We start from the raw sequence: 24,833 nt of genomic DNA on the forward strand, positions 1-24,833 counted from the left end.
ACACGGCGGCGCCGGTCATGACAGGTAGTCCACGAGGCTGCCGTCCCGGCAGGTGTCCAGGGTGAAGCAGTGGAACCCGCCGCCGAACAACCTTCTGTGCCGGTGGCGGACGGGCACCACGTCGAAGCCCTCGGTCTCCAGCGTCTTGGCCAGGCCGGTGCACTCCTCATTGACCAGCACGGTGTGCTCATCGACGGAGAGGACGTTGAGGTCGATGTACGGGCTGGTGAGGACCAGGTCGTCGTCGCCGTAGACAGGGAAGGCGCCCGCATCGGGCTCGGGCGGCACGATGTACCGCCAGGAGCGCAGCGGTTCGGGCATCAGGTCGCGGATGCCGTCGTGCCGGGCGAGGAACACCCCGGGGCGCAGAGCGAGGACCATCGAGTCGATGTGGTTGTCCGCCATCCGCCACACCCGGTGGACGCGGTAGTCGCGGCCGAGCTGCCGCTGAAGCCAGTTGAGGCCCTGCTCGTGGTTGTTCTGGGCGACGTTGACGACGAGGTCCCGGCCGAGGCGCAGCACCTGAGCGCCGTCGAGCATCATCTCCAGACCGACGTCGTACGGGCTGGGCTGCGGGTCGGCGATCGGCTCGGTCGGCCCGCCCAGGGTGGTAACGGCGTCCCGGGCGTAGGACAGATCGAACGAGCCATCGGTGAGGGTTGGGCGCGGCATCACCGTCCACCGGGCCCCGGCTTTCTCGTACGCGCGGAAGACACGGTGCAGGAGCTGGGTCTCCAGGTACCGCGAGCGGATCGCCGGCGGCGTCTCGATGATCTGGTCCCCGACGATGAGGGTGTTGTCGCGGATGTTCAGCGCGGGGGTGGGAGCCGCCTCCCAGCCCAGGCCCGCGATGCGTGCCGCGTCGGGCGGCAGCGGAAGCGGCCGGTGCACGGTGACCCCGAGGCCGGTGAGGGTCGCGGCCAGGTTCTCGACGTCCTCGTGCAGTTCCTCGGCGTAGCGCTGCTTGACGGCCCAGTTCTGCCCGCGGGCGCCGGTGCCGCTCTGCGCGAGCCGGGGATAGGCCCAGTCCGAGCGGAAGCCGCTGATGTTCTCGTGGTGGAACAGCTCGAAGCTCAGGTCGCGGTCGTGGCCGAGGTAGTTCTCCGCGGACCCGACGATGACCTCCTTGAGCAGGGTGAAGTCGTCGTGGCTGTGCAGGCGCATGGCGAGATCGGTTCCTTCCCGATGGAGAGCGGTCGAGGGTCAGGGGGTACGGGGTTCGGCGGGCACGTGCCGGTCGGCGAGCGCGCGGCCGCGACGGACTCGCAGCAGCAGGCCGCCGTCGGGGCCGGGTGCCAGGGTGCGCTGTTCGCTCCAGCCGGAGAACCGCCACTCGCCACCGTCGCCGGCCGGGAGAAGCGCGAAGCAGCGTCCGGCGACGGTCAAGGCGAGGCCGTCTCCGTCGGCGCGGTCGAGGCGGGCGGGCAGGAGGGAGCCGTCCAGCGGCGCGGCCGCGTCGAAGTCCGCGAACCCGCTGGGCAGGAAGGCGTCGTACGGCAGCGCGGCGGTCCACGCGGGCGCGGTGGTCGGGGCGGGACGGTTGAGCAGGACCTCCCCGCGGGCGAACAGCTCTTGCCAGGAGGCGGGGAACCAGCTTGCGAGTTCGGCGGTGAGGAGGGCGTCGATGACGACGTGGACGCGGGTCACCGCGTCGCTGGTGTTGCGCACCAGGTGCTTGCGGGAGAAGTCGCCGTACCACAGGGTGCCCGGCTGCCAGCAGTGGTCGACGCCGTCCAGGACGAGCACCGCGTCCGGTGTGGTCACGATGGGGATGTGCAGGCGGGCGAGGCCGCGGTCGAGCCGGTACTTGGGATCGCAGTGCGCGGCGGAGACGGCGCCGGGCCCGAGCGCCATGAGCCGGACCGCGTTCAGCGGGGCGGGGACCTGGTCCAGGAGGCGGGCGAGGTAGGGCAGTTGCTCAAGCCAGCGGGTCGGCGTGAACGGCTGGGGGCCGGGGCCGCCAGGGTCGGTGCGTTCCGCGTCGCCGCCGAGACTGCGCAGCGGCAGGACGCGCCAGTCGATCGGGGCGGGCTGGCCGACCTGCCCGCCGTAAGTGTGGGTGCGCTGCACGTTCCAGGTGTGGGAGGTGACGGCCGCGAGTTCGGCGGCGAGCCGGTCCGCGTCGAGGTCGAAGGCGGGGGTGAGCTGGGCCGCCTCGGCGGCCGCCGTCGTGCTGGTAGTCATGGCGGGGCTCCCGGTCAGGAGGAGAAGGACACGGCCGTGTGGCCGACATGCTCGCTGGCGTTGACGGCGCCGGCGGGCAGGGTCTGGAAGCGCGTGCCGAGCCGGGCGAACGCGTCGTCGTAGCCGGTGGCGGGGTCGTAGGCGATGCAGAAGACGAACTGGACCGGCGCCCCGGGAGCGAGGGGGATGGCGGGCATCGACACGATCACCCCGGTCCGGGTGGCTGGGTCGTAGGTCAGGCCCGTCTCGTCCAGCGCGGACCGGAACGCGTCGAAGTCGGGCACGGTCCAGGTGGGCGGGACGTGGTACTCGACCACCTGACGGCGCGGGGCGGCGGCGACGTCCACGACGTGGCGGGCGATCTGCTGGTAAATGTGCAGCGACCCGGAGACCTGCGCGTTGACCTCCGTGAACACCACGGACTGGTCGGGCAGCACAAGGGCGTCCGCGCTCAGGTGCCCGCGGTAGCCGAAGGCCCGGTATGCGTCGGCCAGCCGGGTGCCCCCGTCCAGCAGCGCCTCCCGCACCGGGTCGCTCACGCCGTCGAGGGGGACGACCTGGTGACTCAGGCGCCGGCCGACGTAGAGCAAGCGGCCCATCTCGGTCGGCTCGCTACCGGTGTGGGCGGCGTAGTGCTCGGAGTACACCGCGTCCGCCCCGGGCGCGAAGGTCTCGACGACGACCGGCCACCGGCCATCCTCGCTCGCCCACGACCAGCGCTGATCCCAGTACGCGGTGATGCCGTCCTGGCCGGGCGCCAGGTGGTGCAGGTGCCGGGCCCCGACGTGGTCCACCGCCAGTTCCAGGTTGCGCACGAGGAGCTGGTTGCCGACCCCGGCACCGTTGTGGGCCTGCTTGACCACGACCGCCCCGCTTCCGGACGACTCCAGTAGTTCCCCGGTCGCGGCGACGGCCTCGGTGTGGCTTCGGCAGACGCGGCCAGGCAGGATCGACACCCCGGCGGCCGCCGCCAGGGCCCGGAAGTTTGCCTTGTTGTTGCCGATCTCCCCGCCGCCCTGGGCGAAGAACGCGGCGCCGGGGAACCGGCGCTCGATGCCGAGGGCGGCGGCGAAACGGGCGACGGACGCGGACGGCCACAGCGCGAACACCTCGCTCACCGCCTCCGGTCCGCCCGCAGCGTCGAGCGCGCCCCGCACCGCCTTCACGAAGCCGGGATCGGTGAGCGCGGCCGGGTCGAGGAGCTTGTCACCCCACGCTCCGGCGGGCGCCACCAGGACGGCCAGCTCGCTCCGCTTCACACCGGTGTGGGCCAGCGCGTAGTCGAGGAACGCGTCGTCGGGCTCGCAGCACAGGACGAGCAGGTCACCGGGGCGGGCGAACCACAGCAGACGCTGTGTCCAGGCCCGCATGTCGCCGCGTGCACGAATGGACGGGTCGATGTGGTTGCCGACAAGGATGCGCACGGCCGATCTCCTGACGCAGGTGGAAGAGGGAAGACCTCGGCGGCGGTAGCCGAGCGGGCGCCGCCGCCGAGGACGGGTCAGCGGTGAAGGCGCGCGGGCAGCGTCTGATACGCCCGCATGGTCGCCGTACGGCGCCGCACACCCTCGCTGGCGGCGACCAGCCGCGCTGTGCAGGAGGCGAGAGCCGTGACCAGGGCGCGCAGGCCCGCTTGGGCGACGGTCGTACCGATGCAGGAGTGCGGCCCCCACCCGTAGCCGAGGTGCGGGTTCGGTGTGCGCTCCAGCACCAGCCGGTCCGCGCCGGGGAAGGCGTCCGGATCGCGGTTGGCGGCGGCGAACAGCGCCACCACCTTCTGCCCCGCAGCGACGTCGACCCCGCCGATCCGGCACGCGCGCACCGCCACGCGGGTGGTGCCCTGCACCGGCCCGTCGAAGCGCACCAGTTCGTCCACGCCGGTGGCCAGCAGCGCGGCATCGCGCATCTGCTCCAGGGCCTCGGGACGGTCGAGGAGGACGGCCACAGCGTTGCCGACGGCGGCCGCCATCGTGCTGTAGCCGCCCTGGAACATGACCCTCGCGGTGTTCTTCACGTACAGCCGGGCCAGCGGATCGGCATCCGGCCCGGCGGCCCGGCGGACGTCATCGAGCAAGCCCGGCCGGGACGAGGCGGCGAACCAGCCGTTGACCAGCTCGCTCAGCCGCTGCCGGGCGATCCGCCCCGGCTCCACCAGCGAGGGGTCCAGGCCGCCGTCCATGCTCCGCATGATGGCGTCCGAGACCTCCGCGAACTCGGCGTACGGCGGGGGCTCGACCCCGAGCAGGTCCGCGACGACGGCCACGGACAGCGGCACCGCGAGCTCTGCGACCACATCGAATTGACCGCCCGCGGCCAGTACGTCGAACTGGCCGGCCACCAAGCGGCGGGCGCGTTCCTCAACGGCCCCGAGGTCCTGAGCCCGCAGCGCTGTCATGAACAGCGAGCGCACGCGGCTTTGCTGCGGCGGGTCGAGGGTCTGCACACTCAAGGACGGCTCCGGGACCGTCCCCCCGGTGCGGCGCGGATCGCGGGCGAATAGGGCGTGGTCCCTCAGCACCCGCACACAGTCGGCGTGCCGGGTCAGCGCCCACGAGCCCATCCCCTCGTGCCAGAACACCGGCGTTGTGCGCCGCAGTTCGGCCAGCACCGGGTAGGGGTCACGCAGGACCTGGGCGTCCAGCGGGTCATAGAGGTCGGTGACAGACGACATCGCGCATCCCTTCCGGAAACGGACGGACAGGGGCGGGTCCGCCGCGCGGACCCGCCCCCGGCACCTCGGGCTCAGTGGTCGTACGACATGGCAGCCCCCTCCCTGTGCATCGACGGCGGAGCAGACGTCCGCCCAGAACGAGGAGCTTGCGCGGCCCCCTCGCCGGCGGGCACGAAGACGGTGAGGACACCGGTCTTCACCCGGTCCGTCCGGTCGCACGGGCGCCGGGTGAGACCACGACGAGTACAGCGCCCGCGGGCCGCCGCGCCTAGAGCGGCGCCCTATCCCCGCCCTGTCCCCGGTTTGCTGGAACAGCTCTCCCGCAGCTGACGCGGGTGGTGCAATGGGCTGGTGGACGACGAGATCCGCCACCCCCTCGCGTACGCCAGGAATGAGCGCGGATGGTCACAGGAGGAACTGGCCCGCCGCATCCGGAAGGCCGCCGCACGCCGCGGCCTGCGGTCGGGAACCAGAGGGTCGCGGGTTTCCAAGTGGGAGACCGGCCGGGCCACCCCCGACGAGGAAGAGTCCCAGCCGCTCATCGCCGAGGTCTTCGGCATCGACTACGCGGCCGTCGCCCATCTCGGCTGGCCTAACTGGCTCCCGGGCCAGGACAAGCCGCTGCCACTCGGCCCGCATAACGCCGTCCCCTCCCTCCGAGAGGCCCTGATGACCTCCCTGGACCGCCGGTCGTTCATCGCCTACACCAGCGGCGCCCTCGCTGCCTTCGCCTACCAGTGGGCCGTCACCGAATCAGGGCCGCCGCCCCGCTGGGGTGCCCGGCTCGCGGTCGACACCGAACTGCTCGACTGGCTGGAGACCACCGGCGCCGAGCTGATCCACCTGGCCACCCAGCGCCGCAAACGCACCCGCCGCCTGCTGGGCGAACACCTGACCACGGTCACCGACATCATCAGCGAAGGCCGCTACACCCGCCCCGTTGAACAACGGCTCCACACCCTGGCCGCCTCCCTCTCCCAGGCCATCGCCTGGCAGAAGTTCGACGAACGCCGACATGCCTCCGCCGGCCGTTTCTGGCACGCCGCCTTGCACAACGCCCACACCGCCGGGCAGCGCGACCTCGGCGCGGGCATCCTCTCCGATCTCGCCTATCAGATGCTGTGGCTCAAGGACGCGCGCACCGCGGCCGCGATCCTCGAACACGCCATCCCCCGCACCCAGCACCCCACCGCACGGTCTCTTCTCCACCTCCGTCAGGCCCGCGCTCTTGCCGCACTTGACGAGGGCGGCCGGTGCCGCCAGGCCCTCACCGCCGCGGAGAAGGCGCTGGACGCCCCGTCGTACGACCCGCCGCCCGTCTGGTGTTCGTGGATGTCGTACGCCGACCTTGCCGCCGACGGCGGACGCTGCCTCGCCGAACTTGTCCAGCGCCGACAAGCCCACCAGCTCATGGACGAGGGCATTGCCCTGCTGCCCGATCACCGCTCCAAAACACGTGCCGTGTTCCTGACCTACCAGGCCGAGACCTATCTACAGGACGGTGATCCGGAGATCGCCGCAGCCACCGCGACGCGCTCCCTGGACCTGGCCACCCGGATCAACGCCCCCCGGTGCGTGACCATGATCAGGGATCTGGAGCCGGTACTGTCCCAGCATGCGGGCGTCGCCGGCGTGGGCGAACTCCTGGACCGGCTGCGGGCTGGTTGACCGAGACCATGGCGCAGTCGGCGGCGGCCCCCGGGGTTCGGTCCCATACGCTGGCGTAGCCTCCCGCGCCAGATCCGTCGTTCAGCAGGCGTCCGTATGCGCGCACCTGCACCCGTGCGCTCACCGCCGTCGACAGGGCACTATCGGCCTCATGTCCTTCGTGCCCACCGCCTCCGACGCCCCGGCCGCGATACGCCTGACGCCCTCCGTGACCGCTGCGTCCTACGACCACCCGGACGCGCGCCGCCTGACCCAGGCTCTACGCGCCGAACAGCTCGGCCTCTATGGCTTTGCCGATGACCCGGACGCCACCCCCGAGGCGGACTTTGACCCGCCCGCCGGCCTGTTCCTCATCGCGCACGTCGGCGACGAGGCGGTCGGGTGCGGAGGCGTACGCCTTCTCGACGAGCACACCGCGGAGATCAAACGCATGTATGTCTCTGGCGTCGCCCGCGGCCACGGAATCGGCCGGTACCTCCTCGAACGCCTCGAACAGCACGCTGCCAGCCGCGGGGCAACGCGGATCATGCTGGAGACCGGGCGGCGCAACTCGGTCGCCCTTGCCCTCTACCACCGCGCCGGTTACCACCTCTGTCCCTCCTACGTCGCCGGACGCGACCCCCGGGTCAACCGGGCTATGACCAAGGCCCTCGGCAGCAGCTCACCGTGATAGCCGGGGGACCGCCCCGTCCGGCGCCGGCCTCCTGCCAAGGAGGGTGAAGTACTCCGTCGCGATGATCGACTCCCGCTCCGCTGCGGGAAGCCGGGACAGGATTCCGGGAAGGGGCCGCTCCCGCGCCGCTTCACTGCGGTGCGCCAGGATCGCGGCCAACTTCAGGTCCGTGCAGTCGCTCACGTCGACCGTCTCGGTGACGTGCTCGTCCGGAACGCTGAGTACCTTCTTGCCGACCCGCGTCAACAGCACACCCAGTTCGCCCACCCCCGAATCCGGATGCGTCGCGGCGTACAGCGCATCGGGCTGCCACGGCTCCCCGGTCTGCGGGTAGAGGTGCTCCAGGCCCGCGGCGTGGAACGCCAGCAGGGCCGCCTGGTGGGTGCGGAGGTGGTCCGGATGGCCGGTCAGCTGGCCGTAGGCGTCGTGGGTGACGACGACCTGTGGCCGTACGGCGCGGATGTGTTCGACGATCAGCCCCGCCACCTCCTCCAGCGGGGCGTCGCAGAGCCGGGGCCGGTTGGGCGCGGAGTCGGGGATGCGGGCGTCGGCGAATCCCAGCATGCGCGGCGTGCCCGCTCCCAGGATGTCCAGGGCGTCGGCGAGTTCACCGGCCCGGTGGCTGTCGGGCGCCCAGGTGGCGGTGACCACGGCGGTCGCGGCGCCCGCGGCGGCGTGCTGCGCGAGGATGCCGCCGGCCAGGAGAGACTCGTCGTCCGGATGGCCGAAGACGCCCAGCAGGGAAGGCCGGGGCGCGGAAGAGGACGGAGGCACGGGTAAGGCCCTTTCTGGCGAACGCGGTCGCGGGCGTGGTCGGTGGCGGCCTACCGGCCGGGGGAGGCGTACGGCTGGAAGTGGGCGGGCGGGTGATCGAGCGGGAGGGTGGCGTCCCAGGCGATCAGGCACTGGGCGCTGGGAACGAACAGCGGCTGGGGCAGCGCGGTAAGAGGCCAGAACCGCCAGGACCCTATGGCCTCCTCTCGTTGCTGGGGAATGCCGGACCAGCGGGTGACCAGGACGGGCACCGTCAGCCGTACGACGTCGCCCACCCGGTCCAGGAGCGTGCCCAGCACCTGTACGCCGTCGGGCTCGGCCACGAGGCCGGCTTCCTCGCGGAGCTCGCGAACAGCGGCCTCGGCAAAGGTCTCGCCCGGTTCGACGGTCCCGCCGGCGGAAGCTCCCAGGTACGGCGCCGGTGTTGGCCGAGCAGGATGCCGTCCGGGCCGTGCACGATCACGCCGACTCCGAGGGCGGTGTTTGGCGGAGGAGGTGCGCTGCTGCGGGGGCGGCTGGGCACGCGTTCCGGACGGCGGGCCGTGTACAGCCGGTAGGAGACCGCGTTGTCCGCCGTCGGGGAGTCGATCGCCGTGACCGTTTCCAGGGTGAGGCCGTGCTGGACCAGGAGGTCCTCCCAGAGCTGCACGCTGAGGACCCACATGTTCACCGGGTGGTCCTCGGTCGTGCCGGGCAGCCGCAGGATCTCGGGGCGCGGGGTCACCTCGGTTGAGGGCCCGGCGCCGCCGGAGTTGGTGTGCAGCGCGGAGAAGACCAGGCGTCCGCCCGGTTTGAGCCCGTTGGCCAGGGCGGGCACCAGCCGGTCCGGGTCCAGGTACGGCACGGAGCCGACGGAGTAGATCAGGTCGTACGGGTCGGCAGCACGCAGGTGGGCCACCGCGTCGGCGCACACCAGGTGCAGGCCGGGGTGGTCCGGGTAGCGGGTGAGGGCGCGCTGGTGCTGGGCGGGTGAGGCGTCGACGGCGGTGACCTCGGCGCCCAGGGTGGCCAGGTGCGCGGCGTGCCGGCCGAGGCCGCTGCCGAGGTCGAGGACACATAGTCCCGCCACCTCGCCGAGGACGCTGATGCCGGGGCCGATGTCCGGGATTCCCCAGTCCCACCGGTCCAGCTCCGGCAGCTGAAGTCCTCTGGTCAACTGGTGGGTGCCGTAGGTGTTCCAGATGTCGAGGGTGTCCTTCTCGGTGGTCACCGAGTCCTCCAGCGGAAAGGGGTGAGTGGGAGTCAGGGGCGCAGGGCGTAGCAGCGGAGCACGTCGAGGTCGGCGGCCTGGGCAGCGGACCAGCCGGCGGTGAGGATTTCGGCCTCGGCGGGGCTGATCCCGAGACCGTGGAGGGGGTCGGTGCTCTCGCGGCGTCCGGCGATCTCGGTGACCACCCAGAACGTCCCGCCGGGGACAAGGAGGTGGCGGACGCGGTTGAGGAAGGCCGCCTTGTCGTCCATCCACCGGTAGACCAGGCGGCAGGTGATGACCGCGTACGCGGGCTCCGACAGCGCCGTGAGGTCGCTGGTGGTGATGTCGACGCACCGCCACACGGGACCGGGGGCGGGGCCGTCGTCGTGGGCGGCGGCGAGTGCGACGGCGCTGGGGGAGATGTCGATGCCAGTGGTGCGGTATCCGAGCTCGTGGTGAAGATGGCGGGCCAGGGCGCCGTCGCCGCAGCCGATGTCGAGCGCCGGGCGTCCGCGGCCGGGGCCGAGGTATTGGTCCATCAGCCGGTTCTCGGGGCCGTCGAGCTGCCGATACCTACGACCTCCTGCCCAGAGCGGTTCCCAGTACGCGGCGGTCGCGGTCGTCGTCATGAGGCTCCTTCACGGGCGGGTGGCACGGCGGTGCGCGCGGGCGGGACGGGCATGTCCCGCAGGGCGCGGACAGGGGAGGCGAGCAGAAGGATCACGGGGACGATCTGGAGGACCGCCCCGACGGTGAGGGTGCCGCGTACGCCGAGGAAGAGGACCAGGGCGCCGGCGGCCGCGGCGGCGAGGGGCCGGGCTCCGGCGGTCACCGTGGTGCTCGCGGCCTGCATGCGGCCCTGGAAGCGGGGCTCGCACAGAATCTGCCTCAGGGACCTCTGACTCGTCCCGGAGGCTGTGGCCCAGAACAGCTGAACGGCCAGCGTCCCGGCGAGCGCGATCTGCCAGCGCAGTCCGGGTCCGGCGAGCAGAAGGGGGATCTGGGCCAGCGGGCTCACCGCGAACCCGATGATGATCGTCGGTCCGATGCCGAATCGGGACGCGATGCGTGGGGCGAGGAGCGCCCCCGCCAGGCTGCCCGCGCCGCCGACGCCCATGATCACGCCGAACGCCGTCGGGGATACGTGCAGGTCGGCGACAAGCAGGTAGTACGCCCAGTACGTGTTCATGACCGCCAGGCCGAAGCTGAGTGTGGACAGGGCCGCGATCACCGTGCGGATCGTGGGCTGCCCGACCACGTAGCGCAGGCCCTCACCGATGTCCCGCGCGAGGGTCCGACGGCCTTCGGATGGAGCGGCGACCGGCTCGGGGGTGCGGATGCGCCACACGAGAAGAGCGGAGACGAGGTAGGAGAGGACGTCGACGAGGACAGAGCGGGCTGCGCCGACGGCGCCGACCAGCGCGGCGCCCGCGTTGCTGCCCGCGCTGTCGGCCACCGACGAGGCCGCGCCGAGCCGGGAGTTCGCGCGCTGCAGCAGGTGAGGTTCGACGAGGACGGGCAGGTAGCTGATGGCGGCCGCATCGTGCACGATCTTGGTGATGCCCAGGACTACGGCGACCGCGTACAACTGGCCGATGCCGAGCACCCCGGCGAAGGCGGCGGCCGGGATGGTCGCGAGGCCCGCGGCGGCGGTGAGGTCCGCGGCGATCATCTGGGGGCGCTTGGCGTACCGGTCCGAGAGCGCGCCGGCCGGGAGCGCCACGACGGCGTTCGGCAGTTGGCCGAGGAAGGCGAGCCCGGCAATCTGTGTGGTGGAGGCGTGGAGTTCCAGTACGGCCAGGGTGGGGAGGGCGACGGTACTGACTGCGGATCCGGACAGGCTCGCGCACTCGCTGGCGACCAAGCGGCGCAGATCCGGCGAGGTGGCCTTCGCGGCCTTGGCCGTCTGGGTGGAGGTCGTCACCCGGCCTCACCGTCCAGCAGTTCCGGGGCGATCACATTGGCGTAGAGCCGGCCGGTGGAGAAGTGGGCCAGCACCGCGTGGGTGAAGGGGTGGCAGTCGGGCGGCGGAGCGGCCGGGTCGACCCACACCAGCTCGGTGTGCGTGCCCGGCTCGCGGTTGTACGGGGTGCCTTCCCACTCCCGCACGGTAAAGACGGCGCCGATCACCCGCTCACCGTCCGCTGCGTGGAAGTGGAGCAGCTGACAGAACCGCAGGCGGTCCGGGCTGATGTGGATGCCGACTTCCTCGGCGAGCTCGCGCGCCGCTCCCTCGTCGAGGAACTCGCCATCCTCGAGGCGTCCTCCGACGACCGTGAGCATTCCAGGGGAGTGCCACGATGTTGCCTGGTGCCGGACGGTCAGGATTCGGCCGTCGGCGGGACGCTGGAGCAGGACCATGACGTTCCCGATACTCCGGTGTACGGCGCTCACGGCCGGGCCTCCTTCAGGAGCCGGTCCAGGGTCCGCCGACCGCGGGCGGTGACCTCGGCGTCACCGTTGTCCGGGCCCCAGGCCAGGCAGTTGACCGCGTCCAGCGCGCTCAGGCAGCGCAGCGCGTGTCGCTCAGCGTCGGACAACTCCCGCCCGTAGGACCGGAGGAACGCCTGCTCGCGGTCCGGATGGTCGGCCCACTGGGTGGTCGCGAGGATGACGAAGTCCTGGACGCGGGCGGCCGGCCGGGCGCGTTCGAAGTCGACGAGGGCGAGCCCGCTCGTGGACCACAGCCAGTTCCTCGGCTGGTTGTCGCCATGGACATAGCCAACGGGTACCGGGCCGACGCGGCGAAGACGTGCGGCATGTTCCCGGACCAACTGCTGCTCGTCATGGTCGAGCCGGTCCCCGACGCGAGCCAGGTACTTCTCCGCTCCGTCAGCGGCGGCGGACAAAGAGGCTTCGGCCTCCGCACGGTCGCCGCGGTCGAGCTCTCCCGCCTCGTGGAGCCGGGCGCAGAGTGCTCCGGCCTGCTGGTGCACGGTCCGCCACTGGGCGGCGTCCAAGCCGAGTTCCTTCGCGGGAGCGCCGGGGACCGCGGTGAGCAGCAGGGCCAGGTCCTGGGCGCGGCTGTCGATGAGGTGGGGCGCCCGGGTGTGGCCGAGTGCGGGGACGATATGACGGTAGGCCCGGCTCTCGCGGGTGAAGAACTTCACCGAGGGCGAGACCTTCAGGTAGTGGTGAACCCCGCGTTCGCCCTCCAGGTCCCACACCCGGGAGCGGTCCCAGTCGTGCGAGGCGTCGCGGACGGACACGACGGGGCCGATCCGTTGTTCCGCCCAACGCTTCAGGGCCGCGGGCAGCGGCTTCGTCGAGCTCATCCGGCACACCTCGCGCCCGGGCGCGGGACGGCGGAGCGGCAGGGCCTACCGCCATCAGATTCGGTGAGATCGGGGAACACGGTTCCTCCCGGGGGTGTCGGTCGCGTTGCTCGTCGGGGTGCCGGATCGGCCGACCAGGCCGGCGGGTCGGCCGACCCCGGCAGTTGTGGACGGCCGTAGCCGGTTCAGGACTGCGGGCGGGGATCAGGTCGAATGTAGGTTTCGCGGATTCGTGAGCATTCGCGGGCTCCTGACTTGCGGTGCCGGCAGCGGTGAGCACTGCTGATGACGGAGCCCGTCGCCGGATCATGAGCAATCCGGCGTGGTGCGCACGGTCTTCGCGGTCGAGTGTCGTGTAGAAACCGCAGGTCACAAGATCCATTGCTCACCGAACCGCGGAATTGCAAGGACAGTGCTCATGATCACGCGGAATTGCTAACGAATCCGCGGATCCTAGATCGGATCGGGCGCCCCGCCGGTGCGCTGCTCCAGTTCCCACAGGGTCCGGAAGAGCCCGGGTTCGCGGGTGAGCTGCGCATACGTCCCCTCCTGGACCAGGCGGCCCTGGTCGAGAACGACGATCCGGTCGGCCACGGCAACGTTGGCCAGGCGGTGCGTGATCAGAAGGATGGCGCGGTCCTTGGCCAGGTCCCGCAAGCCGGTGAAGACGTGGTGCTCAGCTCGGGCGTCGAGCGCGGCCGTGGGCTCATCCATCACCAACAGGCTGGCCTTCCGGTGAAATGCCCTGGTCAAGATGACGCGTTGCCACTGCCCGCCGGACAGTTGGTGGCCGCCGAACCATTCGCTGGTCAGGAGGGTGTCGAGGCCGGAACGCAGGGCGGGCAGCATGTCCGCGGCTCCGGAGGCTTCGCAGGCCGCCATGAGCGCGGCGTCACTGGTGTCGCCCTGCCCCAGGGTGACGTTGTCGCGCAGCGTCAGCGGCAGGTAGGTGAACCGCTGCGGTGCCACCGCTACGTTCTTCCACGCCTCCCACGGCTCCAGCCGGGCGGTGCTCTTGTGGTCCCAGGCCACTTCCCCGGAGGTTGGTAGGAGAAGCCCGCAGATCAGCCGGGACAGGGTCGTCTTCCCGGACCCGTTCTCCCCGACGAGTGCCACGATTTCCCCGCGACGTACCTTCAGCGACACCCCGGTCAGGCTGTCCTTGACCGCACCGTCGTACCGGTAGGTGACATCGCGGACCTCGAACCGCTCCGGCGGCGCCGACAGCACCTCGGAGCCACGGGAGGCCACCATCGCCTGCCCATGCGCGTTGTCGATGAAGTTCTGCCAGTCCTGCACGTACCAGCCGGTGCGCACCAGCCGGGCCCCGCCATTGATGATGCCCCGCACGGAACCGGTCGCCGTCTGCAAGGCGAAGACCGCGCCGCCGCCTGCCGCCAGGTCCATCCGGCCGGAGACCAGCAGCCACAGCAGAGTCGCCCAGACCGCCGCCGAGGCGACTCCGCCGGCCGCCGCGCCGGCCAGGCCCATCCAGGCCCCGGTGTTCGCGGCCTCGCGCTCGGAGACGTTGACGGAGGCGGCCAGGCGCCGATAACGACCCAGGAGGAACGGGCCGGCCAGGCAGGCCCGCATCTCCTCGCTCGACTCCATGTAGGACATGTGCCAGCGCAGTTTGTGCAGCATCCGGCGGCGCCCCGACGTCTCCAGGCCCGCGAGATAGACCACGCGGGCCGCGCGCACGTACGCGGCGGCCTGCGGCAGGCACGCCAGGAGAAGCAGAGGCAGCAGAACCGGGTGGATCACGGTAAGGACCGTGGCACCGGCGGCGAGGGTCGCCGTGGCGGCCAGCACGTCCTGGGCTTCCTCGACGAGGTCGGGGGTGACCTGGGCGCCGCGGTCGGCGATGTCGTACTGGTCGTTGTACCCCGGCTTGTTGTTCGCCGCGGCCTCGGCGCCGAGAGCCGCCTCGACCATGCTGACTTCCGCGGCCCGGGCGAGCACCGGCCGCAGCCGCCCGGTCAGCCAGGTCACCGTGACCCCCAGCAGGGCCCGCAGCCCGGCAGCCACGGCGATGACGGCCAGCTGCGGCGCCGCCTCCCTCAGCCGTTCGGTGATGTCGCCGGAGGAGATCAGCGCGGTGAGGGTGCCGGTGACGGCGAACAGGCCCAGCGCGGCCAGCACGCCGGTGCCGATCTGGCACGCGAGAAGCCCGGCCGTCGCGCCCCGGTCCACCTGCCACGCCATCCGCAACGACCTTCGCACCAGCACGGGCAGGCGCCGTGCCATCGTGGTCGTCGTCATCTGCGCGCCGGCTTGGAGCCGGGACTCGTCCCGGTACTGGAACTCCTCCTCCTGCGCCGCGCCCCCGCTGTCCGGTGGAGTCCCCTCCGCTTCGTCCGTGCTCGGCTGTGCGGCTGTGCTGCCCGAGGTCAAGTCGATCCCCCTGTCGGTCGGTCACGGCTGGTTCGCGAGGCTCAACGACACAGCCCTGATATCGAACACACGTCTTTCGGTCGGTCCTGAAGTCCCGGGATAGAGCGTTCGAGGAACCGTGGAAGCTGCACCGACCCAGCTCGCGCAACGGCACTGACACCAAAGGCGGTTGGCCGAATCGCCGAGGTTCGCAAGCGCCGCACGCCAACGGGCACGTTGGTGCGTATGGGGCCCGTCGGGCTTGTAGAGTGCGGGGCTTCCGGAACGGCACGACCCTCGTGGAGCTGACTGTGCACGTGCTTGATGGCCGCCCTCGAGCGGCACATCCCGGCGGAACCCATCTTCGGGCTGAGCTGAGGGCGATAACCTGTGGCGATCACTGATTCCGAAATCGCGGGAGTGCTCACCGCCTATCTGGAGCGCTACCCGCAAGAGGCCGGACAACTGGGCGAGCCGCTGCGGCTCTTGGCCGAAGGCCGAGGGTTCGCCTCGCGGCGTACCTTCCCGATGCACGTCACCGCCGGCGCGCTGCTGGTTCGGGACCACACCGAGGTCCTCTTGATCGAACACCTCGCGTACGGGATCACTTTGCAGCCAGGCGGTCATCTTGAACCGACCGATACGACGCTGATCGGCGCAGCCATGCGGGAGCTGTCCGAGGAGACCGGCATCGACCCCGAACAGGTTGTCCCCGTCTCGGCGCACCCCGCTTATCTCGAGTTCGGCCAGGTGCCGGCCAGGCCCGCGAAGGACGAGCCGGACCACTACCACCTGGACATCGGTTATGCCTTCGCGACGGGCGACGCCGAGGTCGGACGTATCCAGGAATCCGAGGTGACCGGCGCCGCCTGGTACCCACTCGATGTGGCGGAGCGCCTCGTCGGATCCCGGATCGCGCGGGCGGTCATCACATCGACCGGAATCAGGTAACCCCTGCACCACCGGAAGCTCTCGTGGCGGCCAGCTAACGGGCAGGGAACATCCCGTTGCAGAAGGCACTGGGGCGGGCGCGATCGGCGTCACGCCTCCTCCGGGAGCTCGGCGACGATCACGAGCCAACTCGTCACCGTGACGTCGTCCGGCTTGGTCCCGGCGGTGGCCTCGGCGAGGTTCGCCATCTTCTGCTCGTAACCGCCTGACCTCCAGCACTCACCGGGAACGAGACCATGAAGACCTGCGACAACACCTCGGTCGGCATCGTCATCACCGATCACCAAGGCCGCTGCCTGATGTTCGACCGCGCCACCTTCCCACCTGGCACGGCACCTGCCGCCGGTCATATCGACGACCACGGGACCGCCGAGGACGCGGCCCGCGCCGAGGTCGAGGAAGAGCTCGGCCTCACCGTCACCGGCCTCACCCGTGTCACCGGCGGCTGGCGGGACAACCCATGCCGCCGCCTTCCCGGCGCGCGCAGCACCGGTCACCGCCACGAATGGACCGTCTACCGGGCCACCGTCACCGGCGACCTCACCCCGAGCGCCCACGAGACGAAGAACGTCCGCTGGATCCCTCCCGATGCTCTGCAGGAGCTGGCAGACCGGACGGTGGCCTATGCCCGGGGACACATCACCGACGCCGAGTTCGAGGCCGCGCCCGGCATCGAGCCGGTGTGGATGCAGTGGCTCGCCAACATCGCCGCGATCCACATCAGCCCCGACGACTTGCTCCGGGTGGACCAGCTCACCAGATGATCGCAGCCCACTCTCCTGACCTACCGCGGCCGCCGCCCGGCTCCATGCCGAGCTTGACGCGCCGACTCTGCGCCCTCGGCTGGCCCTTAAGTGCCCTGCTGCTACCGCGGGCCCGGACAGGCGAGTTCGCTGTCCGGGGTTGCTGCTTGCGTGAGGTACGCCGGCAATGGGGGCCATGAACTCAGCGAAGAGCGTCACGCAGGGCCTCCTCCATGTCAGGGAGCCGGTCCAGGAGCATCAGAGCTGCCTCGTGCCGCACCCGCCCGTAGGCCTCCATAGCGGCGTCGACGATGTGCGGTCGTTCCACTGGTACCGACAAAGGAAAGGCTGAGCAGAGCATGGCTGCACAGCCGACACGAAGCGAGGACACGAGGTCGTTCACGGACGCCTTCGGGTTGGCGTCCCGGTAGGCCAGGGTGAGATCGGTGTATCCGGCGAGCCAGCTCTCCGCACTGTTGTCCAGCACGCTCTTGGGGTCGCAGCCAAGACGCGCGATCTCCCAGGCGAGGTACCCGGGTGCGGGCGGTCGGAAGTCCACGATCGCGGCTATCTCTTTCTCCTTGAACAGGACGTTGGGGCCGGCCGTGTCGCCGTGCAGGACCTGGACGGTCAGCTGTGGAAGCAAAGCGAGGGCGCGCTGGACGTCCCCCAAGATGGCTTGTCGCTCACGGGCCGCTTGAAGCGCCCACGTCTCGAATTCCCCGAGCCTGGGCATGTGCTGGTACGCATGGATCAGGTGCTCGAAGCGGTCCCGTGAGGCGGCCACGTCGCACACCGCGGCACCGGGTTCCATGGTGGGGGCGGCGGTGGGGTGGGCGGCGAGCCGGCTGTGGAGGCGGCCCATTGCTGTGCCGGCGGCTGCCCACCGTGCTCCCGTGAGGCCGCCTTCGGCGGTCTCGGTGTGGGGCACGTACGACCAAAGGGACATGGGCAGGCGGCCCTGGGTCTCGATGAGTTCGTGCTCGCGCGTGCGGATTGCCCGCGCGGTCGCGACACCTCCGTCTGCGCAGTACTCGGACAGTTCGACCGACGTCCGCTCCAGGTCCAGGTGTTCCCGAGTGCGGTAGACCTTGGCGAAGTGCCGCCGACCCGCCTGGTCCACGACGACGTAGTTGTCCGTCGCGGTGCCTTCCGGAATACGCATGATGTCTGCCGGGTGCCGCCCGTACGCGAACACCAGCGTGGCGGCGACCGCCATGATCTGCTCCTCCTCCGCGGTGCGGCCGGGCGGGGAAGGCGCGGCGAGAGGCTTGGAGGTGGGCTGCTGAGATGCGGTGGACATGGTCTCCTCGTCAAAGCGCACAGCAATAGCGGTCAGATGATGGGCAGGCGCCAGGTGGTCGGGGCGATCCGGTGGCGGGCACGGACCGTGGCCGCCAGGGGCTCAGCGGGCCGCGGCGGGCCGCGCCTGGGCCACAAGGTCGCCGACGGACAACGCGTCGTCAACGCGGTCATCTGATTGCGCCTCCCTCGTTCGGGTTGTCGCAGTACCCGAGCCCCGGCCCGGGATCGCCACCAGCCGACGGCAGGGGACCGGCCGACCAAACCGACACCGCGGCCCCTTGCCGCGTGAAGCGGCTGATAGAGGCGATGAACGCAGTAACCGACACCGGCTCTTCGGGGCGAGGGCGACCAGTTCGGCATCGCACAGGCGGGGCGCAAAGCCGACCGGCGGGCGCCGCGCCGGGTAGGGATGCCCTTCGCATAAAGTGCGAGCGCACGGGTGTCCACGTCGTTCACCGAAAGATGAGCTTGGGCGCCTTCGTTCTCGTCTCCGCAGGCATCCCTCGGGCCGTACCACCAGGAGGAATCAGTGTCATCCCCGCAAGTGATCACCCCCGAGGAAAAGCTGGCCGAGGCGAAGAAGCAGCTGAGCTTTCCACGAATTGTTGCGATTTGCGGCTCCACTCGTTTCATGGCCGAAATGGCTGAGGCCGATGTGCGGGAGACCGAAGCCGGACGGATTGTCGTCAAGCCGGGTTGCGACCTGAAGTCATCGCACGAACTCTGGTCCGATCCTGTCGAGGCCGAGGCGCTGAAGGTTCGACTCGACGCGTTGCACCGGTCGAAGATCTTGCTTGCTGATGAGGTGCTCGTTGTCGGCGACTACATCGGTGACAGCACCCGGTCCGAGATCGCCTACGCCCGGTCGCTGGGCCGGCCCGTGCGGTTCACGCACCCCGAGGTCGACCCCGACGCCTGACCCGAGGACTCGCCCCGTACCCCCGCTGGCACCTCGCTGGAGTTGATCGTCCGGCAGGTGGCGTGGCGATGCGAGCGGGCTCAAGGAGCTGCGGAACGCATCGCGGCCATGATGGCGGCGGCGATGCGCTGCTGGTGGTCCATCAGGTAGAAGTGGCCGCCGTCGTGCCTCTCGAGTCCGCGGAAGTCCGTCGTGAGCCTCCGCCAGGCGACGAGTCGGTCCTCACCGATCAGATTGTCGTGCAGGCCCGTGAATGCCGTGAGCGGTACGGGCAGCGGCTCGGCGCTGCGGGGCGGAGTCCAGGTGTCCACGAGTTTGAAGTCGCTGCGGAACACCGGGGCGAACTTGCGCCAGACGTCGTTGTTGTCGAGGAGCTGCGGTGGGCTGCCGCCGCCGCTCCGCAGCCAGGCGCGCAGTTCGTCGTCGGCCATCAGGTGAGGGCTGCTGGCGGCGCCGGCGTCGCCTCGCGGGGCGCCGTAGGCGGACACCCCCAGCCAGGTGGGGAGCGGTTCCCCCTCGTGGAGGAGTCGGCGGGTGAGCTGGTAGGCGATCAGTGCGCCCATGCTGTGGCCGAAGAACCCGAAGGGCCGGTCGAGCAGCGGTGCGATGGCGACGTGGAAGTAGTCGACCAGCTGGTCGCAGTTGTCGATCAGCGGCAGGGCCTGCAGGGTGCCTCGGCCGGGGGCCTCAAGGATGCACAGTTCCCAGTCCTCGGGGAAGTGCTCCGCCCAGCCCCGGTAGAGCAGGTGTGAGCCGCCGGCGTGGTGGAGCAGGAACAGGCGCACCGCTGGGTTGCTCACCGGCCTGGGGCGGATGAGCGGGGAAGTCGGCGTCTCGAGGGTTAGGTGCGAGGTGAGGAAGGCGTGCAGCTCGGCGAGGGTGGTGGCGTCGCTGGCGGCCACGGCGTTCTCCGGGACACCGAACGCGCTCTCCACGCGAGTAGAGATCTCCAGCATGAGCAGCGAGTCGATGTCGAGTTCGTGGGCAAAGTGCGCGTCGTCGGTGACCTCCTCGGGCTCGGTCTCTAGTACGACGGCTATCAGGGTGCGGAGCTCCTCGATGGTCACGCTCGTCGTGGTCATGGGTGTTGTTGTCCTCGTTCCTGCGTGGATGGGCGAAGGGCTGGCGGCGGGGTCAGCAGCAGGGCGGCCGTCGCGTCGTGGCGCGGGCCTCCGGCCGTGGCCAGAACGTTGCCGGTGGCGCCGCCCTCCAGGTAGGCGGCCGCGGCAGCGCACTGCAGGACGCCGAGCGCCCCGGACAGCGGGCCCAGCTGGGATTCCAGGTCGATCCGGCGGCGGGCTGCGAGTAGATGGCTCTTCCCGGCCTCGGCGGCTTCCGCCTCGTCCGCGAGCCATAGTCCGACGGGCCCCTCCTCGGTCACCCCGGCGCCGACCAGCGCTGCGGCAAGGTTCCGGGCCCGTGCGTAGTCGGTGATCGTGGCGCGGGGCCGTGCGCCCCGGGAAGCGGCCGCGTCCGCGGGTTCCAGTACGACCGCGACCGCCGCGTCGGTGGACTGCTGGCCGAGGACCTTCGTCACCACGTGGTTGGCGGGTTCGACGCCGACGACGACGGCTGCTTCGGCGCGCCCCGCGATGATGAGGTTCTGGGCCCAGGCCACGGCGTCCAACCCGCTCGTTGCGCCGTTGCAGACCGTGAGGTTGGGGCCGCGCAGCCGGTAGCGGATGGCCACCCAGCCGGCGATGACGTTGCTTGACGTCTGGGGCAGGCCCAAGGGGCTGAGACCCATGACGCCTGCCGTCGCGATGGTGTCGGTGGCCTCGCAGACGCTGTCCGCGTTGCCCAGGTTGGTGCTGACCACGACGGTGGTCGAGTCGGCCGCGCCCGTGAACATGGCGTCGGCGTCGGTCAGACCGGCGTCGTGGAGGGCGAACTCGGCCGCGCGCAGGGCGAGCCGGGACGCGCGGTCCTTGTGGCGCAGCTCGCGTCCGATCAGTCCGGTGGCCGGGTCGAAGCCGCCCTCGCCCGGCAGCGGTCCGAGGAGGTCGACGTACGTCGCGACACCGGGCAGCGCCAGGCCGGTACCTGTAACGACGACCTCCCGGGCGTTCGGGTTCCTCGTGTGCGTGGTGCTCGTCGCGTTCATCGGGCTGCCTCCACGATCGCGACGGCGTTGATCCCGCCGAAGCCGAACGCGTCGATCTGAGCGAGGCTCAGGTCGTCGGCGGTGGGGCTGCCCTGCACCAGGCCCAGCCCTGCGGCCTCGGGGATCGGATCGGTCAGTCCCAGGATCGGGGGGACCGTCTCGTTCTTCATGGCGAGCACCGCCATGACGAGGCTGAGCAGTCCCGAGCCGCCCAGGGTGTGGCCGGTCATCGCCTTGATGGCGGTCATCCGTGGACCGGCGCCCGCGCCCTGGAAGATCTGGCGAAGGACGCTCGCCTCCGTCGTGTCGTTGCGGGGGGTGCCGCTGCCGTGCAGCATCACCAGGTCGATGTCGCTCGCCCGCACCCCAGCTCTGCGGTGGGCGTCCAGCACCGCGCGGGTGATGCCGTCGGGGTCGGGCGCGGTGGCATGGTGGGCGTCGCAGCCCATGGACACACCGCGCACCCGGGCGTGCACGGGCCCGCTCCCGGTACCGGCGCGCTGGACGACGACGGCCGCCGCGCCCTCCCCCATCAGCATGCCCTTGTGCGTGACGTCGAAGGGGCGCAGCGCGTCGGGGAGGTCGTTCTGCACCCGGTCGAGCGTGCCGAAGCCGCCCTCGGTAGCGGCGTCGGTGCCCGCGACGACGACCGTGTCGGCCAGGCCGCCCTCGATCATGTCGGTGGCCAGGCCGAGCGCATACAGCGACGCGGAGCAGGCGTTGGCGAAGGTGTACGTGGTGCACGCCCCGAAGGCCGCCGCCAGTGCGGTGCCGAAGTGCAGGTCCTCGAGCACGACGTCCGCGCCATCGCGCCACCACAGTTCGAGGCTGCGCTGCTCGCGCATAGTCGTCCCGACCAGCACGGGCACCTGGGCCAGGTCCTCGCCCAGGCCCGCGTCGGCGGCCGCTTGGCGCACGACGGTGGTCAGCCAGCGGGTGGCACGCCGCGGCAGGTCGCCGCCGCCCTCGGGCAGGTCGTCGATCTCGTAGGCGTACGCCGCCCGGTACTTGTCCGGGTCGAACGCCATCAGGGGCCTGCGGCTCTCCCGACCCGCGCACAGCGCGGCGAAGATCTTGCTGGGGGTGGCGCCGACGTTGGCGACGGCCGACATGCCCGTGATGTCCCAGGTCATGATCGGGCTGCCGCCTTCCTCAGCTCGAAGGCGGCCACCTTGCCGGTCGACGTGGTCGGGAGCTCGTCGAGGAACTCCAGACGGGCGGGGCGCTTGAAGGCGGCGAGCCCGCCACGGATCGCGGCGGTTACCGCGCGCCGCACCACGGCCTCGTCGGTTCCCGGCCGGGCCACCAGGTACGCCACGGCCTGCTCCAGGCCGTCGGCGTCGCGGCCACCGACCACCACGCAGTCCTGGACCCCGTCGACACCGCGGACGACGCTCTCGATCTCACTCGGCACGACCTTGTAGCCACCCAGGTTGAGCACGTCATCGGCGCGGCACAGATGGGTGAACGTACCGTCCGGCGCACGGCGCACCACGTCGCCGGTGTAGGCGCCGCCGTCGGCGAAGGTCGCCGCTGCGGCCTCCGGCCGGCCGATGTAGCCCAGGGCGACGGTCGGGCCGGCGATGTGCAGCCGGCCCTCCTCCCCGTCGGCGACGGGCGTGCCGTCCGCCGCGCGGACGGTCGCGGTGATCCCGGGCACCGGGACCCCGAAGGTCCCCGGCCGGTCCTCCTTCGGCGAGGTGCCGACGACGATATAGAGGACCTCGGTCGCGCCGAGGCCGTTGAGCAGCTCGGCCTGGAATGCGGCGCGGATCCGCTCGCTGAGCGGACCGGGCAGGTTCTCGCCCGCGGCCACGCACAGCCGCACGGAGTCGACGCTGCCGGGAGCGGGCTCCGTCACGGAGGCGTTCAGCAGCGCCGCGTACAGCCGTGGAACCGAGAACAGCACGGTGGGCCGGTGGTGCTGCAGCGCGGCGGCGAGGGAGTGGACGTCGACGGTGCCGCTGATGAGCGCGACGCGGGCGCCGGCCGCCAGCGGGCACAGGACGGAGCTGCCGAAGCCGTAGCCGAAGGACATGCGGGCGCTGGACAGCACGGTGTCATCGGGCGTCAGCTCCAGGACCGTGCCGACGCCGTCGGCCATGGCCGCGATCGCGCCCGCCGAGTGCCTCACCCCCTTGGGCATGCCGGTGCTGCCGGAGGTGTACTGCACGAGCGCCTCGCTCCCCGCACTCCACGCGGTGGGGAGCCCGGCCTCCTGCGGGCGGTGCGCGGGGCCGGCCGAGGCCGCCGCCAGGCCGGCGCGGACGTCGGCGCCGGCGAAGCGGGTGGTCGTGGTGAACAGCTCCTCCAGGGCGCGCTGGCGCGCGGGAGCTGCGTCCAAGTGCACCATCGCGGCGGCACAGTCGGCGGCGATGTAGCGGACTTCGTCGTCCGTGAGCACCGGGCTGATCACCACAGGGATGCAGCCGTGCCACCACAGGCCGAGGACGGCGGCCACGGTCGCCACGGAGTCGTCGGCGACCAGGAGGCCGCGGGCGCCCTCGGGTACTCGTGCTGCCCGCAGGGCGCCCGCGTACCCCCGGGCTGCCTCCAGGAGGCCCGCGTAGGTGATCGCCCCGGCCTGGGGGTCGAGGTAGCTGGCCCGGTCGCCCCGGCCGGCGGAGACATGGCGCGCCACCAGGCGGTCGATCAAGTCGACGTCGACACCCTGGCGGCTCCTCGCCCGCTCGCCGAGCACGGCCACCGCGGCGTCGAGGCTGGTGAAGGCTGCCGCTTCCTGCGCGGACAGGGCTCCGAACTCGCGCTCGACCGCGACCACGACCTCGGTCTTCTCCAAGGAGCTCATGCCGAGCTCCTCGTAGAACTGGGCACCAGGCTCGATGGCTTCCTTGTCCACCTCAAGGACAGACGCCACGATCTCTCGCAGCCTGTCGCGTGCTATGTCGATGTGTTCCACCGGCGGGAGTCCTTTCCGTATCTTCGTAGCCGAGAAGCGGGGCCGGGTTGGACAGAGAGGATGAGCAGGCGACCTGTTCCGGGGACTGCACCGTTCACCGAGACCTGATCCGGGCGAAGATTCGGGAACGGGGTGGGGTGCGGCAGTCCTCAGCAGGTTGGGCTCAGGCGCCCAGGCCCACCTCGCAGGGGAAGGAGACCGACACGCCCTGGGGCTCCTCGGTGAAGATGACCCTCTTGCCGAGTGCGGACATGAAGCCGAGCTCGAAGATGGTGCCGCTTCCGACGCGACCGCCCGGGTTGCACACGACGACGGCGTCGGCCTGCCGGAACGCGTCCATGTGCACGTACTTGTGCCGCCAGGTGTCGCGTTCGTTCTTCAGCTGGTCCTGGTAGTCGAAGAGGATGAAGTCGGTGCCCTCGGTCTCCGGCTTGATCCTGGTGCTGCGGGGGCTGAGCACCTCGGTGCTGGTCTCGCGCAGCCGGGCGATGGTGCCCTCGATGGGCTCCAGCCACTGCTGGAAGCTGCCGCAGACGACGGCCGTCCGGAACTCCCGCCGGGTCAGGCCTTCCAGCATGTCGTTCGAACCGCAGGCGGCCACGGCCGTGTCCAGGTAGAACCGCTCCAGTTCGGGCCCCACGATGTTGAAGTACAGGCCTGTGCCGACGTAGACGCTGTTGACCAGCGCGGCCGCTTCCGGCTGCGGGAGCTGCTGGAAGACCCCGGTGGCGTGCACCCGCGTGCTCTTGTTGTCGACGGCCTCGGCGTACTCCTTGAGCCCGGCGCAGAACTCGCCGACGCGCTCCGCTAACGCCTCGCCAGCGAGGCCGGCTCCGAACGGAAGCCCTTCCCTCGTGAGGAGCTGCAGTCCGCTGCCCTGGGAGCGGTGGACGCTGACGTGTTCCGGGCCGAAGTGGACCAGGATTCTGCCTTCTGACGCCACTGTGCTGTTCTCCTTCTTCTCGATCCGTCGCGTTGGGAGCCCTCCAACGTCGCTTCCTTGCCGGGTGATCCTTTAGGATCCGGGGCTTGTGGCTCGTGATCATGTGGTGGGGGATGGCTTCCCGGAGCGGATACGGAT

22 protein-coding genes and 1 pseudogene are annotated in these 24,833 nt (G+C 71.0%); 5 read left to right on the forward strand and 18 right to left on the reverse strand.

Annotation, left to right across the window (positions count from 1 at the left end):
• Positions 1-15: 15 nt before the first annotated feature.
• From AB0N07_RS42405 to AB0N07_RS42420, 4 genes are all read right to left on the reverse strand, one after another.
• The gene (locus tag AB0N07_RS42405) at positions 16-1,164 is read right to left on the reverse strand and encodes a glycine amidinotransferase (protein WP_200723490.1); all 1,149 of its coding nucleotides are present in this window, start codon (positions 1,162-1,164) and stop codon (positions 16-18) included.
• A 39-nt stretch (positions 1,165-1,203) separates the two neighbouring features.
• Complete coding sequence (locus AB0N07_RS42410) at positions 1,204-2,184, reverse strand: aspartyl/asparaginyl beta-hydroxylase domain-containing protein (protein WP_365844774.1); 981 nt, start codon at positions 2,182-2,184, stop codon at positions 1,204-1,206.
• A 14-nt stretch (positions 2,185-2,198) separates the two neighbouring features.
• Entirely contained in the window at positions 2,199-3,608 is a 1,410-nt protein-coding gene (locus AB0N07_RS42415; protein ID WP_200723492.1) for a peptide ligase PGM1-related protein, read from the reverse strand.
• Positions 3,609-3,685: 77 nt separating this feature from the next.
• Positions 3,686-4,855, reverse strand: a complete 1,170-nt coding sequence (locus AB0N07_RS42420; protein ID WP_365844776.1) for a cytochrome P450 — start codon at positions 4,853-4,855, stop codon at positions 3,686-3,688.
• A 351-nt stretch (positions 4,856-5,206) separates the two neighbouring features.
• On the opposite strand from AB0N07_RS42420, the gene AB0N07_RS42425 reads away from it, so the two are divergent.
• The gene (locus AB0N07_RS42425; RefSeq protein WP_365844778.1) at positions 5,207-6,523 is read left to right on the forward strand and encodes a helix-turn-helix transcriptional regulator; all 1,317 of its coding nucleotides are present in this window, start codon (positions 5,207-5,209) and stop codon (positions 6,521-6,523) included.
• Positions 6,524-6,674: 151 nt separating this feature from the next.
• Positions 6,675-7,193 carry a GNAT family N-acetyltransferase gene (locus AB0N07_RS42430; protein ID WP_365844780.1) on the forward strand — a complete coding sequence of 173 codons (519 nt, stop codon included), beginning with the start codon at positions 6,675-6,677 and terminating at the stop codon, positions 7,191-7,193.
• Here AB0N07_RS42430 and AB0N07_RS42435 read toward each other — a convergent pair.
• From AB0N07_RS42435 to AB0N07_RS42470, 8 genes and pseudogenes are all read right to left on the reverse strand, one after another.
• Positions 7,185-7,970, reverse strand: a complete 786-nt coding sequence (locus AB0N07_RS42435; RefSeq protein WP_200723496.1) for a PIG-L family deacetylase — start codon at positions 7,968-7,970, stop codon at positions 7,185-7,187. The two genes, AB0N07_RS42430 and AB0N07_RS42435, sit on opposite strands and share 9 nt — an antisense overlap.
• A 50-nt stretch (positions 7,971-8,020) precedes the next feature.
• Positions 8,021-8,632: an NUDIX hydrolase gene (locus tag AB0N07_RS42440; RefSeq protein ID WP_365844810.1), complete on the reverse strand. Its 612-nt coding sequence runs from the start codon at positions 8,630-8,632 to the stop codon at positions 8,021-8,023.
• A gap of 5 nt (positions 8,633-8,637) precedes the next feature.
• Positions 8,638-9,180 (reverse strand): annotated as a pseudogene (locus AB0N07_RS42445) (class I SAM-dependent methyltransferase); the annotation flags it as partial.
• Between the two features lie 32 nt (positions 9,181-9,212).
• The gene (locus AB0N07_RS42450) at positions 9,213-9,791 is read right to left on the reverse strand and encodes a class I SAM-dependent methyltransferase (RefSeq protein WP_365844782.1); all 579 of its coding nucleotides are present in this window, start codon (positions 9,789-9,791) and stop codon (positions 9,213-9,215) included.
• The gene (locus AB0N07_RS42455; RefSeq protein ID WP_365844784.1) at positions 9,788-11,086 is read right to left on the reverse strand and encodes an MFS transporter; all 1,299 of its coding nucleotides are present in this window, start codon (positions 11,084-11,086) and stop codon (positions 9,788-9,790) included. Before AB0N07_RS42455 ends, AB0N07_RS42450 begins: the two co-directional genes overlap by 4 nt.
• Complete coding sequence (locus AB0N07_RS42460; RefSeq protein ID WP_365844786.1) at positions 11,083-11,556, reverse strand: NUDIX domain-containing protein; 474 nt, start codon at positions 11,554-11,556, stop codon at positions 11,083-11,085. The genes AB0N07_RS42455 and AB0N07_RS42460 overlap by 4 nt, the downstream gene beginning before the upstream one ends.
• A complete protein-coding gene (locus tag AB0N07_RS42465; RefSeq protein WP_365844788.1) occupies positions 11,553-12,437 on the reverse strand; it encodes a phosphotransferase in 885 nt (294 codons plus the stop codon). Before AB0N07_RS42465 ends, AB0N07_RS42460 begins: the two co-directional genes overlap by 4 nt.
• 453 nt (positions 12,438-12,890) lie before the next feature.
• Positions 12,891-14,831, reverse strand: coding sequence for an ABC transporter ATP-binding protein (locus AB0N07_RS42470; protein ID WP_365844790.1), 1,941 nt, complete (start codon positions 14,829-14,831; stop codon positions 12,891-12,893).
• Positions 14,832-15,200: 369 nt separating this feature from the next.
• Between AB0N07_RS42470 and AB0N07_RS42475 the strand changes: the two genes are divergently transcribed.
• Positions 15,201-15,761, forward strand: a complete 561-nt coding sequence (locus AB0N07_RS42475) for an NUDIX domain-containing protein (RefSeq protein WP_365844792.1) — start codon at positions 15,201-15,203, stop codon at positions 15,759-15,761.
• 236 nt (positions 15,762-15,997) lie between these two features.
• Complete coding sequence (locus AB0N07_RS42480) at positions 15,998-16,525, forward strand: NUDIX hydrolase (RefSeq protein ID WP_365844794.1); 528 nt, start codon at positions 15,998-16,000, stop codon at positions 16,523-16,525.
• 181 nt (positions 16,526-16,706) lie between these two features.
• Here the strand turns inward: AB0N07_RS42480 and AB0N07_RS42485 are convergent, their stop codons facing one another.
• Positions 16,707-17,807 (reverse strand): phosphotransferase, encoded by a 1,101-nt coding sequence (locus AB0N07_RS42485; RefSeq protein ID WP_365844796.1) that lies wholly within the window; start codon positions 17,805-17,807, stop codon positions 16,707-16,709.
• 531 nt (positions 17,808-18,338) lie between these two features.
• Here AB0N07_RS42485 and AB0N07_RS42490 point away from each other — a divergent pair.
• The gene (locus AB0N07_RS42490) at positions 18,339-18,728 is read left to right on the forward strand and encodes a hypothetical protein (protein WP_365844798.1); all 390 of its coding nucleotides are present in this window, start codon (positions 18,339-18,341) and stop codon (positions 18,726-18,728) included.
• A gap of 80 nt (positions 18,729-18,808) precedes the next feature.
• Here the strand turns inward: AB0N07_RS42490 and AB0N07_RS42495 are convergent, their stop codons facing one another.
• The 5 genes from AB0N07_RS42495 to AB0N07_RS42515 all read right to left on the reverse strand — a co-directional run bounded on the left by AB0N07_RS42495 (position 18,809) and on the right by AB0N07_RS42515 (position 24,695).
• Positions 18,809-19,810 (reverse strand): alpha/beta fold hydrolase, encoded by a 1,002-nt coding sequence (locus AB0N07_RS42495; protein ID WP_365844800.1) that lies wholly within the window; start codon positions 19,808-19,810, stop codon positions 18,809-18,811.
• Positions 19,807-20,832, reverse strand: coding sequence for a beta-ketoacyl synthase N-terminal-like domain-containing protein (locus AB0N07_RS42500; protein ID WP_365844802.1), 1,026 nt, complete (start codon positions 20,830-20,832; stop codon positions 19,807-19,809). The genes AB0N07_RS42495 and AB0N07_RS42500 overlap by 4 nt, the downstream gene beginning before the upstream one ends.
• Complete coding sequence (locus AB0N07_RS42505) at positions 20,829-21,965, reverse strand: beta-ketoacyl synthase N-terminal-like domain-containing protein (RefSeq protein ID WP_365844804.1); 1,137 nt, start codon at positions 21,963-21,965, stop codon at positions 20,829-20,831. The genes AB0N07_RS42500 and AB0N07_RS42505 overlap by 4 nt, the downstream gene beginning before the upstream one ends.
• Positions 21,962-23,752, reverse strand: a complete 1,791-nt coding sequence (locus AB0N07_RS42510) for an AMP-binding protein (protein ID WP_365844806.1) — start codon at positions 23,750-23,752, stop codon at positions 21,962-21,964. Before AB0N07_RS42510 ends, AB0N07_RS42505 begins: the two co-directional genes overlap by 4 nt.
• Positions 23,753-23,915: 163 nt before the next feature.
• Positions 23,916-24,695 carry a nucleoside 2-deoxyribosyltransferase gene (locus AB0N07_RS42515; RefSeq protein ID WP_365844808.1) on the reverse strand — a complete coding sequence of 260 codons (780 nt, stop codon included), beginning with the start codon at positions 24,693-24,695 and terminating at the stop codon, positions 23,916-23,918.
• Positions 24,696-24,833: the final 138 nt, after the last annotated feature.

The sequence above is a fragment of the Streptomyces sp. NPDC051172 genome, assembly GCF_040682555.1.
Taxonomy (GTDB): Bacteria; Actinomycetota; Actinomycetes; order Streptomycetales; family Streptomycetaceae; genus Streptomyces.

Coding starts and splice junctions, on each gene's coding strand:
- AB0N07_RS42495 (WP_365844800.1), bottom strand. CDS start 19,810: ATGACCACGACGAGCGTGACCATCGAGGAGCTCCGCACCCTGATAGCC.
- AB0N07_RS42450 (WP_365844782.1), bottom strand. CDS start 9,791: ATGACGACGACCGCGACCGCCGCGTACTGGGAACCGCTCTGGGCAGGA.
- AB0N07_RS42500 (WP_365844802.1), bottom strand. CDS start 20,832: ATGAACGCGACGAGCACCACGCACACGAGGAACCCGAACGCCCGGGAG.
- AB0N07_RS42505 (WP_365844804.1), bottom strand. CDS start 21,965: ATGACCTGGGACATCACGGGCATGTCGGCCGTCGCCAACGTCGGCGCC.
- AB0N07_RS42430 (WP_365844780.1), top strand. CDS start 6,675: ATGTCCTTCGTGCCCACCGCCTCCGACGCCCCGGCCGCGATACGCCTG.
- AB0N07_RS42405 (WP_200723490.1), bottom strand. CDS start 1,164: ATGCGCCTGCACAGCCACGACGACTTCACCCTGCTCAAGGAGGTCATC.
- AB0N07_RS42465 (WP_365844788.1), bottom strand. CDS start 12,437: ATGAGCTCGACGAAGCCGCTGCCCGCGGCCCTGAAGCGTTGGGCGGAA.
- AB0N07_RS42410 (WP_365844774.1), bottom strand. CDS start 2,184: ATGACTACCAGCACGACGGCGGCCGCCGAGGCGGCCCAGCTCACCCCC.
- AB0N07_RS42420 (WP_365844776.1), bottom strand. CDS start 4,855: ATGTCGTCTGTCACCGACCTCTATGACCCGCTGGACGCCCAGGTCCTG.
- AB0N07_RS42480 (WP_365844794.1), top strand. CDS start 15,998: ATGAAGACCTGCGACAACACCTCGGTCGGCATCGTCATCACCGATCAC.
- AB0N07_RS42485 (WP_365844796.1), bottom strand. CDS start 17,807: ATGTCCACCGCATCTCAGCAGCCCACCTCCAAGCCTCTCGCCGCGCCT.